Source organism: Vibrio sp. STUT-A11 (genome assembly GCF_026000435.1).
GTDB lineage: Bacteria > Pseudomonadota > Gammaproteobacteria > Enterobacterales > Vibrionaceae > Vibrio.
In genome coordinates this window covers 2,028,035-2,043,030 of record NZ_AP026763.1, presented here as the reverse complement: position 1 = coordinate 2,043,030, position 14,996 = coordinate 2,028,035, and the positions used below count along the sequence as shown (strand labels likewise).

The 14,996-nt window shown below is 44.4% G+C and carries 13 protein-coding genes; 2 read left to right on the top strand and 11 right to left on the bottom strand.

The annotated features are described in order from the left end of the window. Positions 1–18: 18 nt before the first annotated feature. From OO774_RS09645 to OO774_RS09630, 4 genes are all read right to left on the bottom strand, one after another. Entirely contained in the window at positions 19–843 is an 825-nt protein-coding gene (locus OO774_RS09645) for a DUF2797 domain-containing protein (protein ID WP_264901891.1), read from the bottom strand. Positions 844–1,059: 216 nt separating this feature from the next. Then, positions 1,060–2,430, bottom strand: coding sequence for a DASS family sodium-coupled anion symporter (locus OO774_RS09640; RefSeq protein ID WP_264901890.1), 1,371 nt, complete (start codon positions 2,428–2,430; stop codon positions 1,060–1,062). A 219-nt stretch (positions 2,431–2,649) separates the two neighbouring features. After that, the gene (locus OO774_RS09635) at positions 2,650–3,372 is read right to left on the bottom strand and encodes an ElyC/SanA/YdcF family protein (RefSeq protein ID WP_264901889.1); all 723 of its coding nucleotides are present in this window, start codon (positions 3,370–3,372) and stop codon (positions 2,650–2,652) included. Positions 3,373–3,546: 174 nt separating this feature from the next. Next, entirely contained in the window at positions 3,547–5,235 is a 1,689-nt protein-coding gene (locus tag OO774_RS09630; protein WP_264901888.1) for an NAD-dependent malic enzyme, read from the bottom strand. Between the two features lie 238 nt (positions 5,236–5,473). On the opposite strand from OO774_RS09630, the gene OO774_RS09625 reads away from it, so the two are divergent. Both OO774_RS09625 and OO774_RS09620 read left to right on the top strand, forming a co-directional pair. Further along, entirely contained in the window at positions 5,474–7,828 is a 2,355-nt protein-coding gene (locus tag OO774_RS09625) for a helicase-related protein (protein WP_264901887.1), read from the top strand. 286 nt (positions 7,829–8,114) lie between these two features. Continuing rightward, on the top strand, positions 8,115–8,492 hold the full coding sequence (locus OO774_RS09620; RefSeq protein WP_264901886.1) for a transporter: 378 nt from the start codon (positions 8,115–8,117) through the stop codon (positions 8,490–8,492). Positions 8,493–8,743: 251 nt separating this feature from the next. Here OO774_RS09620 and OO774_RS09615 read toward each other — a convergent pair whose 3' ends face one another. The 7 genes from OO774_RS09615 to OO774_RS09585 form a co-directional block, all read right to left on the bottom strand. Beyond that, on the bottom strand, positions 8,744–9,847 hold the full coding sequence (locus tag OO774_RS09615; protein WP_264901884.1) for a phosphoribosylaminoimidazolesuccinocarboxamide synthase: 1,104 nt from the start codon (positions 9,845–9,847) through the stop codon (positions 8,744–8,746). A 216-nt stretch (positions 9,848–10,063) separates the two neighbouring features. Then, on the bottom strand, positions 10,064–10,456 hold the full coding sequence (locus OO774_RS09610; RefSeq protein ID WP_264901883.1) for a SulA-like leucine-rich domain-containing protein: 393 nt from the start codon (positions 10,454–10,456) through the stop codon (positions 10,064–10,066). A 365-nt stretch (positions 10,457–10,821) separates the two neighbouring features. Beyond that, positions 10,822–11,007 carry a hypothetical protein gene (locus tag OO774_RS09605; protein ID WP_264901881.1) on the bottom strand — a complete coding sequence of 62 codons (186 nt, stop codon included), beginning with the start codon at positions 11,005–11,007 and terminating at the stop codon, positions 10,822–10,824. A 177-nt stretch (positions 11,008–11,184) separates the two neighbouring features. Beyond that, positions 11,185–12,153, bottom strand: a complete 969-nt coding sequence (locus OO774_RS09600; RefSeq protein ID WP_264901880.1) for a J domain-containing protein — start codon at positions 12,151–12,153, stop codon at positions 11,185–11,187. A 75-nt stretch (positions 12,154–12,228) separates the two neighbouring features. After that, positions 12,229–12,897, bottom strand: coding sequence for an OmpA family protein (locus OO774_RS09595; protein WP_264901879.1), 669 nt, complete (start codon positions 12,895–12,897; stop codon positions 12,229–12,231). Between the two features lie 480 nt (positions 12,898–13,377). Continuing rightward, positions 13,378–14,073, bottom strand: a complete 696-nt coding sequence (locus OO774_RS09590; RefSeq protein WP_237315500.1) for a DUF2786 domain-containing protein — start codon at positions 14,071–14,073, stop codon at positions 13,378–13,380. Between the two features lie 190 nt (positions 14,074–14,263). Then, positions 14,264–14,944, bottom strand: coding sequence for a DUF3334 family protein (locus OO774_RS09585; RefSeq protein WP_264901876.1), 681 nt, complete (start codon positions 14,942–14,944; stop codon positions 14,264–14,266). Positions 14,945–14,996: the final 52 nt, after the last annotated feature.

Genomic DNA, 14,996 nt, shown 5'->3' with positions numbered 1-14,996 from the left:
TTTTTGATTTACGCAGTTCTAAGCGCTCACTTCAACTTCATAAGAAGTAAACTTACGCACGTTGATCACGCCAGTATCGAAGATCAGATATTGACCCTTAATACCTTGCAGAGTGCCTGTTACCACAGGGTTCTTGTCGAAGTTATGCGAGGTGATTTTTGTCGGGTGTTGTTGTACTGGGTAGCTAAGATCTGTGATGTTCTCATTTAACACCACGATTGCGTCCTCACCGTACTGTTGCTTGATTTCGGCGATTTTGTCTTCAACCAGAGGAAGCAGTTCCGCAAATCGGTCTTGAAGCGCAATCGGCTCTCCATCACCTTTAAGCAATGCGCGCCAGTTGGTTTTATCGGCAATATGTTTTGCCAGTTCAACTTCAATTAAGCCAGAAATGTGGCGGGTTTTTACTTTAAAGATCGGCAAACCTTGAGTCGCGCCCTGATCAATCCAGCGTGTTGGGATTTGCGTGTGACGAGTGATACCGACTTTAAGGCTGGAAGTATTCGACAGATACACGAAGTGATCCACCATACAGTTTTCTTCGCCCCATTGCGGCTCTCGACAAGTCCCTTGTTCGTAGTGACATGTCTCTGGCTTCATGATGCACATATCGCAACTTGCCAGTTTTCTCATACAAACAAAACAGTGACCTTGTGAGTAGCTTTTTTTGGTTTTCTTGCCGCATGAACAGCAGAAAATATTGCCAGTATGGGTAAGCGTTAAGGTTTGACCAAGGAATGGAGAAAGGTCTATTTCTTCATCACCGACGGGAAGACGGTAACTTACTGCACCATCCAGAGAAGCACGCATTTTGTTCAGCGTACCTGTTGCAATTAAGGACATAACATTACTCATTATTGTGTTTTTGCACAGTATATACCGAATGCAAAGTCAGGGGCAGGGGTGAATAGAATGTTGGCGGGAATCAGGAGCTTTAAATTTTGGGAACTAAGCTAAAAAAGGTGGCCAATTGGCCACCTGTCGGGAAACTGCTGTACACCATTTAGGGGGAAATAAGTAATGAGGTACAGCAGTGTAGTGCTAATGTGAGTGCTAGGCTTACCAGAAAAGCCAAGCAAACAGTGTCAGTACACCAATACATGCAATGTTAAGAACAAGACCGATACGCATCATCTCTTTTTGCTTGATATGACCTGTACCAAATACAATCGCGTTTGGTGGCGTCGCTACTGGCAACATAAACGCACATGATGCTGCGACCGCAATCAATGCTGAAAGAATCACTGGCGACATGCCGAGTGCTTCAGCTATGGTTGCAAAAACAGGTACTAGCAGTGCTGCACTTGCGGTGTTACTCGCAAATTCAGTTAAGAATACAACGAAGGCAACGACGGCAAGAATCGTCAGTAGAACGCCTGCCTGCTCCAGAAAGCCTGACAAGCCGTGTGCTAAGAAAACACTGGTTCCCGTCTCTTTCAGGACGTTACTTAAACAGATACCACCGCCGAACAGAATCAATACGCCCCAATCGGTTGTTTTTTCGATGTCTTTCCATTCAACCGAGCGAGAGGCGCCCAGAAGAAGGATCGCGCCAATTGCCACTAAAGTGTCAAATTTCGCAAAGCCACCTAGCATCGCATTGATTGGCTTGCTAAAGATCCAAAGCGTAACCGTCAGGAGGAAAATCGCTAAAGTGACTTTTTTGCCATTAGTCCACTCGACAGGAGTGTGGTCAAGCTCAAACTTATGGCTTAAATCAGGCTTTGTCATGACGTACAGAACCAGAACCGCAACTGGCATCAACAATAATGAGATTGGCAGTGCAAGCTCCATCCACTCGGTAAAGTTAAGTCCCACTTCGGCTGCTGCAATTGCGTTAGGTGGGCTACCAACCAGTGTCGCAATACCACCGATTGACGCACTGTATGCGATACCAAGCAGAACGAATAAGAATGTACGATGGTTTTTATCGCCATCAAGTTTGCTCATCACACCTAGTACCAGAGGAAGCATCATTGCCGTGGTTGCCGTATTAGAGATCCACATTGACAGACCCGCACTCACACCAAACAGCATAAAGACGGCGACCGACATTTTTCCTTGGGCGATTAACAACACCTTATCAGCAATCGCTTGGTCTAACTTCTGTTTATGTAGTGCTGCCGCTAAGGCGAAACCACCTAAGAACAAGAAGATGATTGAGTTAGAAAAGTTGTTGAGCGCGGCTTGTGTATTAAACACGCCCAAGAACACGGCGAGTAACGGTATCAACAATGCTGTAATACTTACGTGAATGGCTTCCGTTAGCCACAAAATCGCAACAAAAACCAAGATGCTAATGCCGGTTACGACTTGTGGTTCAAAGGGTAGGGTATTAAACAAGATAATGAATAGCAGGATATTTGCATTCAATATCATGCTGTTGCGAGTGAAGAACCAGTTCTTCAATGTCACAGCGAGTGCGGTCATAGGGTGTGCTCCTTATTCATTGCCTTTTTGTCGGTTTTTTATGGCAAGGTAACTGACTTGTATTTATTTATTGCCCAAATGTTACATTGGATGAGGAGTTAAGTTTGGCTTGAATCGCAGAGCAAAGATGAAAATGTGATGTCGAGAATTAGAAATGGGTAGAATGCTACCCATTCTTTTTATAGAAGTATTATTAGAGCCATAAGTCAGCTTTGTTGGCTATTCGACAGGAACTTGCCTCGGTTCGATGGGCTCTTTGACAGCGAAAATTGGCTCTTGAGGGCCGAGGAATTTCGGCTGCGTATTTATAACGTAAAGATCGAGAAATGCTTTCACGCGGGCAAGCAGTTCGCGCATGCGCATTGACGCTTTCTGTTTGTTGGTAACAGACCCGGCAACCGCAAGACATTGTGCGTCGATGTGGTATGCATTAGCGATGAATAGAGCGCGTTCACAATGAAAACGCTGAGTCACAATAAGGAAGCGTTCAGAAGCGAATATCTTTTTCGCACGTACAATCGAATCGAGCGTACGAAAACCGGCGTAGTCGAGATGAATGACTTCTTCTGGGACGCCTGCCTTGAGTAGATCGCGTTTCATCGTCCATGGCTCATTGTAAGAGCGGTGGGCGTTGTCACCACTGAGCAAAAATTGTTTCACCTTACCTTGCTCGTAAAGCTCAATTGCAGCGTTGATGCGATGGGTGTAGTAAGTGTTGAGGATCTTTCCGATGTATTTACTAGTGCCGAGTACGACGGCTACCTCATGTTGGGGTATTGGTTCGTAGTCAGTAAAAATATTCTCTTTAGCTTGCAATACTACCCATCTGTCGATAGCGATGACGGATATCAGCAAGCCGAGTACAGCGATCGACAAAATCAAAGCAAGTCGCTTCCATGTAAATTTGAGCATCCACTTTGACCTTATACGAGAAAACAACAAAACGTTTTTTATCCTTAAATGAAAGTGTATGTCTCATCATATCTGATACAAACAAAAAGAGAGAAGTCCATTTGTGCCAAAATACGGTTAGGATGATAAAAAAACGTTTAAAAAACAAAAGCCCCTATGGGTTAGGGGCTAATTTTTAGGCGAGTTATTATTTTGCGGTTAAATTTAGAACGATGTTCGCTTGTAACGGCGGTAAACCGGTTGCCAGAAGGATTGTTCAATCGCAACGTGAAGTGCTTCGTCGGTGATTTCAAGTGCCACACCTTGTTCGATTGCTTTTTTAGCGACAGCAAAAGCGATTTTCTTCGATACGAGGTGAATCTCTTCTAATGGTGGAAGAAGCGCGCCGTGACCATTAATCGCTAAAGGAGAACACGTCGCAAGTGCGCGGCTAGATTCCATCAGCATTTCATCAGTGACGCGTTTTGCATTCACTGCAAGAACACCGAGACCGATACCAGGGAAGATGTAACTGTTATTACACTGAGCAATCGGGTAAGTCTTTCCTTCGTGTACAACTGGAGCGAATGGACTCCCCGTTGCCACCAACGCTTCGCCATTTGTCCAACGAATAATGTCGTTTGGTGTTGCTTCTACACGACTGGTTGGGTTTGATAACGGGAACACGATAGGGCGCTTACAGTGTTTGTGCATCTCTTCGATGACTTCTTGGCTGAATAGGCCTGGAGCACCAGATACACCAACAAGCACAGTCGGCTTCGCGTTACGCATTACGTCTAGTAGTGAGTAACCAGTGCCTTCATTTTCCCACTCTTTGGTATTTTCATGTTTCTGTACCAAGCGCTGTTGGAAATCAAGAAGGTTTGGCATACCTTCCTGCAGTAGGCCCCAACGGTCGACCATGTAAACCTGAGAGCGAGCCTGTTGGTCAGAAATACCTTCCGAAACCATTTGAGCGATGATCGCTTCTGCGATACCACAGCCAGCAGAGCCAGCACCCAAGAAGGTAATGCGTTGCTGAGACAGTTTAGTGCCCGCAGCCTTACATGCAGCAAGCAGAGAACCAACAGTAACTGCGGCTGTGCCCTGGATATCGTCGTTGAAGCAACAAATACGGTCTTTGTATCGCTCAAGCAGAGGCATTGCATTCTTTTGAGCAAAATCTTCGAACTGAATTAAAGCATCGGGCCAGCGGCGTTGTACTGCTTGAATGAACTCTTCAACAAACGCGTCGTACTCGGCACCTGTGATGCGAGGGTGACGCCAGCCCATATACATTGGATCAGCCAATCGCTGAGGGTTGTTCGTGCCAACATCCAGTACGATTGGTAGTGTGTAAGCTGGACTAATACCACCACAAGCGGTGTAAAGAGCAAGTTTACCGATAGGAATGCCCATACCACCGATACCCTGGTCACCCAAGCCCAGAATGCGCTCACCGTCGGTAACAACAATCACTTTTACGTTGTGGTTTGCTGCGTTATTCAGCAGATCATCAATACGGTCACGATTAGGGTAAGAAATGAAAAGGCCACGGCCACGACGGTAAATATTGGAGAAGTTCTCACAGGCTGCGCCAACGGTTGGCGTGTAGATGATTGGCATCATCTCGGAAACGTGGTTTTGTACTAAGCGGTAGAACAGAGTTTCGTTGGTGTCTTGAATGTTACGTAGATAAATATGCTTATCCATGTCACTTTCGAAACCTTTGTATTGTTGGTAAGCACGTTCTACTTGTTCTTGGATGGTTTCAGTGGCTTCAGGAAGCAAGCCCTCTAAGTTGAATGAACTGCGTTCTTCAGCAGAAAAAGCACTGCCTTTGTTCAAAAGAGGAGTTGCCATAAGAGCGGGTCCCGCATATGGAATATATAGCGGGCGTTTGTCGTTGTTCATTAGGTGCCTTATGTAGGGTTAAAGGATGCGCGCTAAATTTTAACGGTTTCCGACTTTAGTTGTAAACATTCGTTGATACACATCAAGGTAATGTTGCAAAATAATTCACGTTTGGCGGAAATATATACTCAAAAGCGTTCAAGATATTGGCTGCAATTAAAGTGATTTTCGCACAGCCATGTATCTCGCCATTATTTCGGTATAATGCGCTTTACTATCAGAACAAATCCCACATCTTATGTCTCTATTACCTATCGATAGCCTAAAAGCTGAATTTGATCAAAACCTGAAACACAACCATCTTGTTGTCGAAGCTGAAACAGGATCGGGTAAATCAACACGCTTACCCTTGTGGGCGGCGAGTCATGGCCGTGTTTTAGTGATTGAGCCACGCCGAATTGCGTGCACGTCATTATCTGAGTTTCTGGCTCAGCAATCGGGTGAGCCCATTGGTGTGAAAGTCGGCTATGCGATTAAGCTGCATGCTTATTTTGATGAGAACACGGAAGTGGTTTTTGTTACGCCGGGAGTGGCGTTGCGGTGGTTCGCAGAAGATAAGCTGGCAAGCTTCGATATCGTGATGGTTGATGAGTTTCATGAACGCCGTTGGGACATTGATCTGCTTACGGCGCTTTTGAAACAGGAAAATAACCATCGACTTATTGTCACTTCCGCTACCTTAGAGGGAGAGAAACTGACTCATTACTTACAGGCTAAACGTCTTCGCTCTGAAGGTCGTTGTTTCCCTGTTTCAGTCACCTATCGAAGTGCTGATAGCCGTTATCTTCCAAACAAAAAAGGCTGTGAGAATGATGTCGTTCGAGCAGTTAAAGAAGCGTTGGAGGATGAAGAAGGCGATATTCTGGTATTCCTTCCTGGTCGTAAAGAAATCACTCAATGCGCCCAGATGCTGCAAAGCCTGGAAAGTGTATTGGTGGTAAAGCTACACGCTTCTGTGAGTGATGAAGAACGCAATCGAGCCTTGACCATTCAAAATCAACGAAAAGTTGTACTTGCGACCAATGTGGCTGAAACGTCACTGACCATTCCCAACATTCGAGTTGTGATTGATAGTGGTTTGGAGCGAAGAACCGTACAGCGAAACGGGCGCACCGCATTAACGCTAAGCAACATTTCCAAGGCCAGCGCAGCACAGCGTATGGGACGAGCAGGTCGCGTTGCGCAGGGGACCTGTATAAGACTGTACGGAGAACATGCGCCTTTAGAGTTAATAACGCCCCCCGAGCTGCACCGAGAAGAATTAGTTGAGCCGATGTTAGCCGCCGCTTGTTGTGGATTCCGTCTAGCAGAGTTGCCGTTTCTCGATAGGATCCCAGACAAATCATTAAACCTGGCGTTTGACACCTTAAAAGCCATGCAAGCGGTAGATGACCAAGGTGAGGTCACTGAGCATGGCAGAAAAGTGTATCCCTTGCCGATTGATGCCTTGTTTGCTGACTTAGTGACTCGTATTCAAACCCGAGCTGAAAAAGAAGCCATGATCGATTTAGCTGCCGCGCTTTCGATTCCAGCTCAGCTATATCAATTGCAAAGTGGTGAAGCGGCAGAAGCGTTGGCGAAAGAAGAGCTTTGGGGATGTGATGCTTCTCTGATGATTCGTTTAGTTCGCGGTGACCAATTACCAGGAATTTCAGTAGATGCAAATGTGCTGGAAGAAGCGCAAGGACTGGCTAAACAAATGCGGGAGCTGTTTGAGTTACCACAACTGGAAGTTGCATCGAGATACAGGCGCGATTCTCTCTGTCATGCAATCGCAGAGCTTCACCCTGAACTGCTATTTGTACGCAGAGCACGTCGCCGAGATGCATTGGGGAACGGCATGATGGAGATGGTGACAGGACGTAATAGCCGTTTCCCTGACAACGAAGAAGCCGCGTTAGTGTTGGATAGCCATAGTGTGCCCGGCAGAGGTGTAAAGCAGACACTCAATCTTGCTTCGGTGATGATGCCAGTTCCATTATCGCTCATTAAAGACCTTAGCTTGGGAGAGTGGCAACAAGGCGAAACCAATTATGAAAAAGAATCACCACGGGCAACCATGAGCCTAGTGTACGCTGGTCGGACCGTCGTAACAGAATATCAGCAGTTGCAAGGGGACGTTGCCATTCAATCTATCGTAGAAATGATCGAAGATGAAACCTTAATGCCGGGGTTTGCACCATTAAGAAAACAGCAGATCCGACATTGGAAGCTGTATAACTCACTTGGACTCAATCAACAAACGATAGATATTGCGGCTATGGAATCACTAACGCTTTCTGGTTGGCTAACTGAGCAACTTCAAACGCTGGGTGTTGCATCCGTTGAAGACATGGCGCTCTTCGATGCTGATGATTTGCCTTTCGCAGGTGTTCCAGAATGGGAATACGAGGATTTTGCTCAAAAATTCCCGCTAAAATTATTGCTTGCTGAACTCAAGCTGGATGTTGAGTACTTCGCCAGTCGCAAGCTGGTCCATGTTATATACAGTGAAGGAAGCCGAAAAGGCGATCCAAAGCGTTGGGAACTGCCACGTTGGTCAGGTTGGAAAGTACAATATAAAAAAGCCAGTCGCGTTATCGATGTGAAATAATAACGATTTGGTATTTTCGTAATACACTACCATTCTTTATGTGAATGCATATTGGTCAGGCATTTATATTTTAAATATCTATGTAGTTGTTTCTTTTTAATTTGAAATATTAATCAATTGATTGCGCATGTAGATAAAGCTGTACATCACATGTTACAAGGCTGGTTTTAATATTTCCTTTTGACTATAAATTAGGGCATAAAAGACTATTCTCTTATATCCCATTGCTATATCAAAATAGTTGGACGATAGTTGGTATATCTCATTTCGAGTGTCGGAGCATAGAGTGGATCAACATAAAAAAACGTGCATTGAATTCGACTACACCACTTTTTTAGGGGTAACCGCCAGTAAGAGGTGGACCTTCCTAGAAGCGTTTGCCACTATCGCCCCCATTTTTGGTCTGATGTGGAAAAAGAACCTTGCAGAACTTAGGGAACCAGAAGATCGGTTGTGGGACGCAGCCTTAAAGTCGATGTCTTCTCGTCATAGTGACGAGTCGAATCTGGTCGAGTTAACTCGCCTGGCAAAAGGTGAGGGGATCGATGAACTGCGTATTGTCATGCCATATTCGTTAGACTTAAAACAGATTGAATATATTGAATCTCGAAGCCATTTGAAAGTGGACACAACAGAGCAAGATATTCTAAATATCAAGCTATAGGTCTACCTCTACCGCTTTTACAAGGTTAGAGTTAGATTAGAGTGGTCACTCACTGGGATTGAGTTATCACTTTCCTAATAGTCGCTATTTGGTCATTCATACCTACCATCCAATCGAAATAACTCATTCAATATCAAGATTGTCGGAATCACGCTAATTATTGCTTAACTTGATTTAACCGTAGGCCAAAAAAAGCCCGCATTGATGCGAGCTTCTTGTATTAGAAAAGTTCAGTATGGGTATCGAATGATTTAGTCGATTAACCCGTACTCTTTGCTAAGAATGTCAATGATCTCGGCTTTTGGATTTTCGCTTAGCGTGATTGGCTTGCCAGTGATTTTTTCAGCAATTCCAATGTAAGTCTTGGAAATGTCCATCAATGACTCAACTGGTAGTTCATTGTCACGAGCCAGTGCTTCACGCTCAGGCATACGCTCTTTGTTCAGCAAAATATCTGGGTCAGGGAAGTGGTTCAACAGGAACTGACGGAAACCTTCTTTTGAGTTCTCAACGATATTACCTGCTTGATACTCTTTTGCATCCCAAATACGTGAAGAATCTGGCGTGCCAACTTCATCCATGTAAATCAGTTTTTCGTTGCCTGCTGCATCGTGAACGTAACCGAACTCAAACTTCGTATCGACAAAGATTTGATCAATGGCTTCTAGCGCATTGCTAATTACATTAAAGCCTTCTTTTAATAGCTTTTCGTAAAGTGCAATATCGTCTGCACTAGAGAAGTTAAATGCTTCGAAGTTATCGACGATGTTCTGACGTGTGATGTTCACGTCGTCTGCTTCTGGTACGCCCGGAATGCCAGTTAAAATGCCTTTTGTAGAAGGCGTCATCAATAACTCTGGAAGTGCTTTGTCTTTCTCTAAACCTTCAGGAAGCTCAATACCACAGAACTCGCGCTCACCATTTGCGTAGGCGCGCCACATAGAACCTGTGATGTACTTACGGCAAATCGCTTCGATTTTAACTGGTTTTGCTTTCTGTACGATCCAAACAAACGGGTGAGGAATATCTAAGATGTGGCTATCAGCCAAGCCGTTGTCTTGAAATAGCTTGAACCAGTGGTTTGAGATCGCGTTTAACGCGGCACCTTTACCAGGCACACCTTTCAGACCGCCTTCTCCATGCCAAATGCAATCAAAAGCAGAAATACGGTCGCTGATCACCATGATCGCCAGAGGCGCGTCTGGAGCGACATCGTATCCTTTTTCTTTGATCAGGCGGGCGCTGTCTTCTTCAGTTAACCAGTAAACTGAACGAACTTTACCGCTGTGAACGGGTTTGTGAGTGCGAATTGGCAGGTCGTCATTGACGGCAAGTACTTGATTAGCAAGGCTCATTGCGACATTCCTATCATCTTAATCAAACGTCATAAAGAGAAGATATTCAGCCAAAGTAAGTCGCTGAATAAATCGAATGTGGGCATCATACCAGAACTATTTTAACTCGCCAGAGAAAAAGCAAACGTTTGCCTTATTTATTAATTCTCTAAGTCGCAGGTAAAAAATGCCCCCTTTAAAAGGAGGCGAGGTGCAGGGTGGATAACGTCGAACTTGTTAGTGATACTGGTTTACTCTGCCTTCGACGAAAAAGACTTCACACTGATAACGCAGGCCAATGTCTCGCAACATGGATTGATTCATCGGTGCGATGTCATTTGATGCGACCACCGCACTGGCGTTACCTGAACGGATCGCTTTAACCACAATTTCGACCTCAGAAAGCTGTTGGGATGGCTTCATCTGAATAACGTTTTTACAACAAATATTGGAAGCAGTGAGCTGATCAAAGTTGGGACGAGGGCACTCGGAAGTAAATAAGATCCATTGCTTCTGCTGAGACAGAACAGCCAATTTAGAAAGAAGCTGATCAGATACGTCCATAGGCTGAGTAGCTTGTGCCAGTACATTGTAACGAGAGTATGTTTGAGTTTGACCGTATAACTGCATCTTACTGTTCCTTTATACATGCTGTATGTGTATACAGTAGTTTGTTTTATGGAACTGATCAACTGGTTTTTATGCTTATAGTGGCATCCTGTATTTGTCTTTTTGTTAGGCTTTTTTTAAGGTATTGAAAATAAAGGAGTAATGTTTTTACTGATATGTTTGATACGACTTGTAAAGTGTGAAGTGATTAACAGTGCTAGCTTTGTATTGAGGTAAGAAACTACTGTATATACAGTGGCTGTGGTCGGTTTATACAGTACTTTCAGGGTGTTCGCCGGGAGTTTAAAGGGCTATTGAGAAGGGCAGATAACAAAAAAGCGCCTTGGAGGCGCCTTTAGAAATCAGTTCTGTTGAATTGAGTTATTTCAGCTTGCACGTTGAGTCATACGCTCACGCATTTTCATTTCACCTTGGTTAAATAGGCGGACATCGATTTTGGCCATATCGTAACAAGATTTGCATGAGTGATGATGCTTACCATCTAAATAGTCATGACGTGTAGTAAGAGCTGGTTTTTTACACCAATCACAGGTGCCTTCTTCAGTGAACATTGATTTTTCTCCCCACCTAGAAAAATTAGAGTCTTTAGGTGTTATTTTTCGCAGCACATTATGACACAAACAAGTGGGAAAGGTTAAATGTCTGTTAATTGTTTTGAGAAGGAAATCGATTGCAGCTCCCTGTTTGTGGGATCTGAAAGGTTGTGGCTTCTAATGAATATTGAAAATTCACGCTTTTGTAACATTTTGTGTAATTATTCTAAAAGCTTGATTAAGACGTTTCATCTCTGCTTCACCTCCTTGAGCATCGGGATGGTAAAGCTTGGATAATTGACGATAACGTAGTTTTACGGCTTGAGCTTGTGGAATCGAATTTGGCGTGTAACCAAACACAGCACAGGCAATGGTCAGATCATGGGGAGCGGATTCAGATTTGACTTTCTTAAACTCTCTAAATACCTGCTCCAACTGGCGTTTTAATTGCTTATTGGTGAATTCCAACTCTTTCACTTGCACATCCAGTTGTCGGGTTCGATTTTCTTCATCAACCAATTGAAGTTTGCGCTTCTGCTGTTGTTTTCTATACCCAAACCAACCGGCGCTCAGCATCAACCCACAGAACCCAATAGCAAGAAACGGCTCGGTGCTAAACCCTTTAGTTTGGTTTATGCCGTCTGATTGCATTGGTTGCGCTTCAGCGGATCTTTGGTCCAACTCAGTCATTGCCGATACTTGTTTGGCTCTTAACTGATTAAAACGTTGCTCTAGGAAATGGTTATACGCGGTTTCTGCATCTTTGTTTTGCTTTGCAGAAAGTTGATACCATGCTTCGATTAAATCATCGGTGGTGATGTTTTTCTGGTGCTTTTCCAAGAAACTGGCAAGGGCGTAGCCACTATCGGTTGGATCACTCAGAGCAATGGAACTCAGCCAGTAGGCGGCTTGAGGGTTGGATACTAACCCCGTTAATCCCTGAGTAAAATCTTCCGCTAACTGTTTTTGCGCGGGTAGGTAACCTTGGTTTGCGGATTGTTCTAACCAGTAGCGAACTTCTTCTGGCGACGTTGAGTCTGTCTTCGTTGCCAGTTGTTGTGCCAGTTCAAATTGCTCTTCCGCTAATGAAGGGGAGTGAGAGGCTAATACGAGGCCTGAGAGGCAAGTACTGAAGATAAAAATAAAGGTGGTTCTGAAAGACATTGATTTGTCAGGCCTAGAAGTCGTTTCTAGGCCTGCTCCGGTAATTATCCGTAATTACCTAATGGTGCTATCAAATCACTTCAGAGGCAAGATTTGGATTTCAACGCGACGGTTACAAGCGCGACCTTCAGTTGTCTGATTTGAACAAAGTGGGTTACGTTCACCATAGCCGCGTGCAATTGCACGTCCAGCTGCCACATTTTGCTGTATCAGGAACTGACGTACCGATTCTGCACGGTTTTCAGATAGTGACTGGTTGTGTGACTCACTGCCTGTGCTGTCGGTGTAGCCGTCAATCACAAGGCTGGTATCTGGGTATTCAACCAGGATGCGAGCAACTCCACGAAGTGTGTTGTGGATGCCGTAATCCAGTTGGTATGAATCTGACGCAAAACCAATACCGTTTTCCATACGAAGCAGCAGTTGGTTTTCACCAACACGTTGAACTTGTACACCAGAATTCAGTAATTCTTGACGTAGTGCCGCTTCTTGTTTGTCAAAGTAGTAACCCACGCCAGCACCGGTTGCACCACCAGCGGCTGCACCAATCAAAGCTCGTTGACGACGCTCTTTAGCATTGTCACCCGTTGCTAGCCCGATTGCTGCACCAGCGACGGCACCCGTTATAGCGCCTAAAGTCGTGGAATTGGTTTCGTATTCACCTGTAGTGGCGTTTTGACGTTGAGTGGCTTGACAGCCTGTAAGAGCAAGTACTAAGGCAAGTGCAATAGACAGCTTTTTCAAGGGAAAATCTCCGTATAAAAGTGAGGCGAAATGCTGCTTTATATACCCAAATGACTTCAAGATGCAGGATTCAGAGCGTTGTCACTGATACTAGTTCAAGGCCTACTCTCAAAGAAAGAACATGCAGCGGAATAGCAAGCTCTTTCCAAGTTATTTGACGCAGAAATTGTGTCAGTGACACGCTCCCAAAGGGCGAGTTGTCTTGACTCACAGCCTTTGTTAACGATTTTTGATTTAGAACCACTAGATCTTCAAATCGTTGCCGCGTCTGAGAGCCAAGTCATTCTCGCTGAACCAAGCATCTCGAGGTTATTTGGGTATAAGATTAGACATAAATTATTAAGCAGTCATTGTCGAGTTTTGTTAGGTGAAAGTAAGATGGAACCAGAAAATTGTAAGAATTGTCTTACTCAGGCCAAATAAGCACCACGTATTTACTACACAGTTAAAATATTTGGCCCACTTAAAGAATTGGGGAGACTACTCTGAGTGATTATCCAGCATTTTCCTTGCTTGTTCACCGCCCACCCCGCGGTTTACAGACACTTTTCGGCCCTTCTTCAAACCAACTTCATAGTCTGCAGTGAGGTTTTTCATCGCTTCTTTAAGTTGTTTCTTGAAGGTTTCGCGATCAATGTTTTTGAATTCTTTGTCGATGTAATCATTGATTTTGTTGGCTGACTCTTCGTCAGGGGAGATCACTGGTAGCTTTTCAATCGCACCTTCAACCCAACCTGAGACAAACGAGTTCACGCGGCGTGTCACTTCCATTGAAGAAGTACCACTACCCGCAAAACTGTTGCGGAATTGGCCTGTGCTTTCGTTCATTTCGCGATAGATAATATCAAACGCGAAGGCGGCGAAAATCGCACGGTCGGCTTCGCCAATAAACTCCACGCGTTTAAGCCCTTTATGATTCAACAAAACCGCTTCAACGCCAAATTTGGTGTTGATGCCACGAATCACGCGCAAGATGGTAGAACTTATGTTCGCGGGTAGCAGATGGGAAGATTGTGTTTTTCCCATTTTGATGAACTCAATGTCATCTTTGTCCAGACCATACTTCATCATCAGGCGGTGCGCCATCTTGATGGCGTTAGCGGCCTCATTGACGTTGGCAGAGTTTCCCAGTTCTAAACACTTGGCGATTTTTTTCAGGGCTTTTTGTTTATCCATCGACAACCAATTACGAGAGCAGAAAATTTATGAAGTCAGATATATTACCTTTTTTGACATAAAAACGAAATACAATGCGCCGGTTAAAGAAGCAAAGCGCCCCGACGTAAGCCGAGGCTGAGTTTTTAGGTGACACTAAAAAGGTTGGATTTCACTGACATTGGCTTAAGACCGATGAAATCGGCAGGAACTATAAGCCAAGCTGGTTTAACAAGTCGATGGCATCATCAGTCGCTTGTGATTGCTGAGTTTCTTTTTCTGCCATTTTTTTACGGGTGGCTTCTAGAATATCATCTGGATTTTCGTCTTCAGCGATTTCAAATTCTTCAAGCTGAATGAATTCGGTCTTATCCATGGCCAGTTCGAGATAAAAAATATTGTTGTTGGCGGTCGAGAAAGTGACACGGCGAGCCTGAGGGCGATCAAGGTTGGTGTCCACTTGTAAGATCACTTGTTTATTGAGTGACAGCATTTTGGGCTGATTTTGCGTGATGTTGGTTTGCAGCTCTTTACGGATTTTATTGGTAAAGTCACCGACTAGCTGATTCATCAGCTCACCGAGTACGTCGGCAACTTCATCGGACGTATGTGAAATGGCGAGTTCTTCTTCCGGCATCCCCATGTTGCGCATGTAGTTGGTGTATACCTCAAGTGCTGCTTTGGCTGTAAAGTTAATGACAACTAAGCCGGTAAATCCGCCATCAAACAGGACAAAACAACCAAAATCAGGCTTAAGACTGGTTTTGTGAATCTTTTGCACCATGGCGGAATAGTTTACTTGAGAAGAAGTGGCTGAGGTAAGCACGCCAGAAACTGACTGGCAAAGTTTTAGAAGGATATCTTCCGTGGTTACTACTTTATTTTTTTTCATTCTGAAAGCTCATTGAGAAAGGCTATTTCTCTTTCAATGTAAGGCATTAATA

Excerpts from the sequence above, each read along its gene's own strand:
- OO774_RS09585 (WP_264901876.1), bottom strand. The coding sequence starts at position 14,944 with ATGAAAAAAAATAAAGTAGTAACCACGGAAGATATCCTTCTAAAACTT.
- OO774_RS09600 (WP_264901880.1), bottom strand. The coding sequence starts at position 12,153 with ATGTCTTTCAGAACCACCTTTATTTTTATCTTCAGTACTTGCCTCTCA.
- OO774_RS09610 (WP_264901883.1), bottom strand. The coding sequence starts at position 10,456 with ATGCAGTTATACGGTCAAACTCAAACATACTCTCGTTACAATGTACTG.
- OO774_RS09625 (WP_264901887.1), top strand. The coding sequence starts at position 5,474 with ATGTCTCTATTACCTATCGATAGCCTAAAAGCTGAATTTGATCAAAAC.
- OO774_RS09590 (WP_237315500.1), bottom strand. The coding sequence starts at position 14,073 with ATGGATAAACAAAAAGCCCTGAAAAAAATCGCCAAGTGTTTAGAACTG.
- OO774_RS09645 (WP_264901891.1), bottom strand. The coding sequence starts at position 843 with ATGTCCTTAATTGCAACAGGTACGCTGAACAAAATGCGTGCTTCTCTG.
- OO774_RS09640 (WP_264901890.1), bottom strand. The coding sequence starts at position 2,430 with ATGACCGCACTCGCTGTGACATTGAAGAACTGGTTCTTCACTCGCAAC.
- OO774_RS09615 (WP_264901884.1), bottom strand. The coding sequence starts at position 9,847 with ATGAGCCTTGCTAATCAAGTACTTGCCGTCAATGACGACCTGCCAATT.
- OO774_RS09630 (WP_264901888.1), bottom strand. The coding sequence starts at position 5,235 with ATGAACAACGACAAACGCCCGCTATATATTCCATATGCGGGACCCGCT.
- OO774_RS09605 (WP_264901881.1), bottom strand. The coding sequence starts at position 11,007 with ATGTTCACTGAAGAAGGCACCTGTGATTGGTGTAAAAAACCAGCTCTT.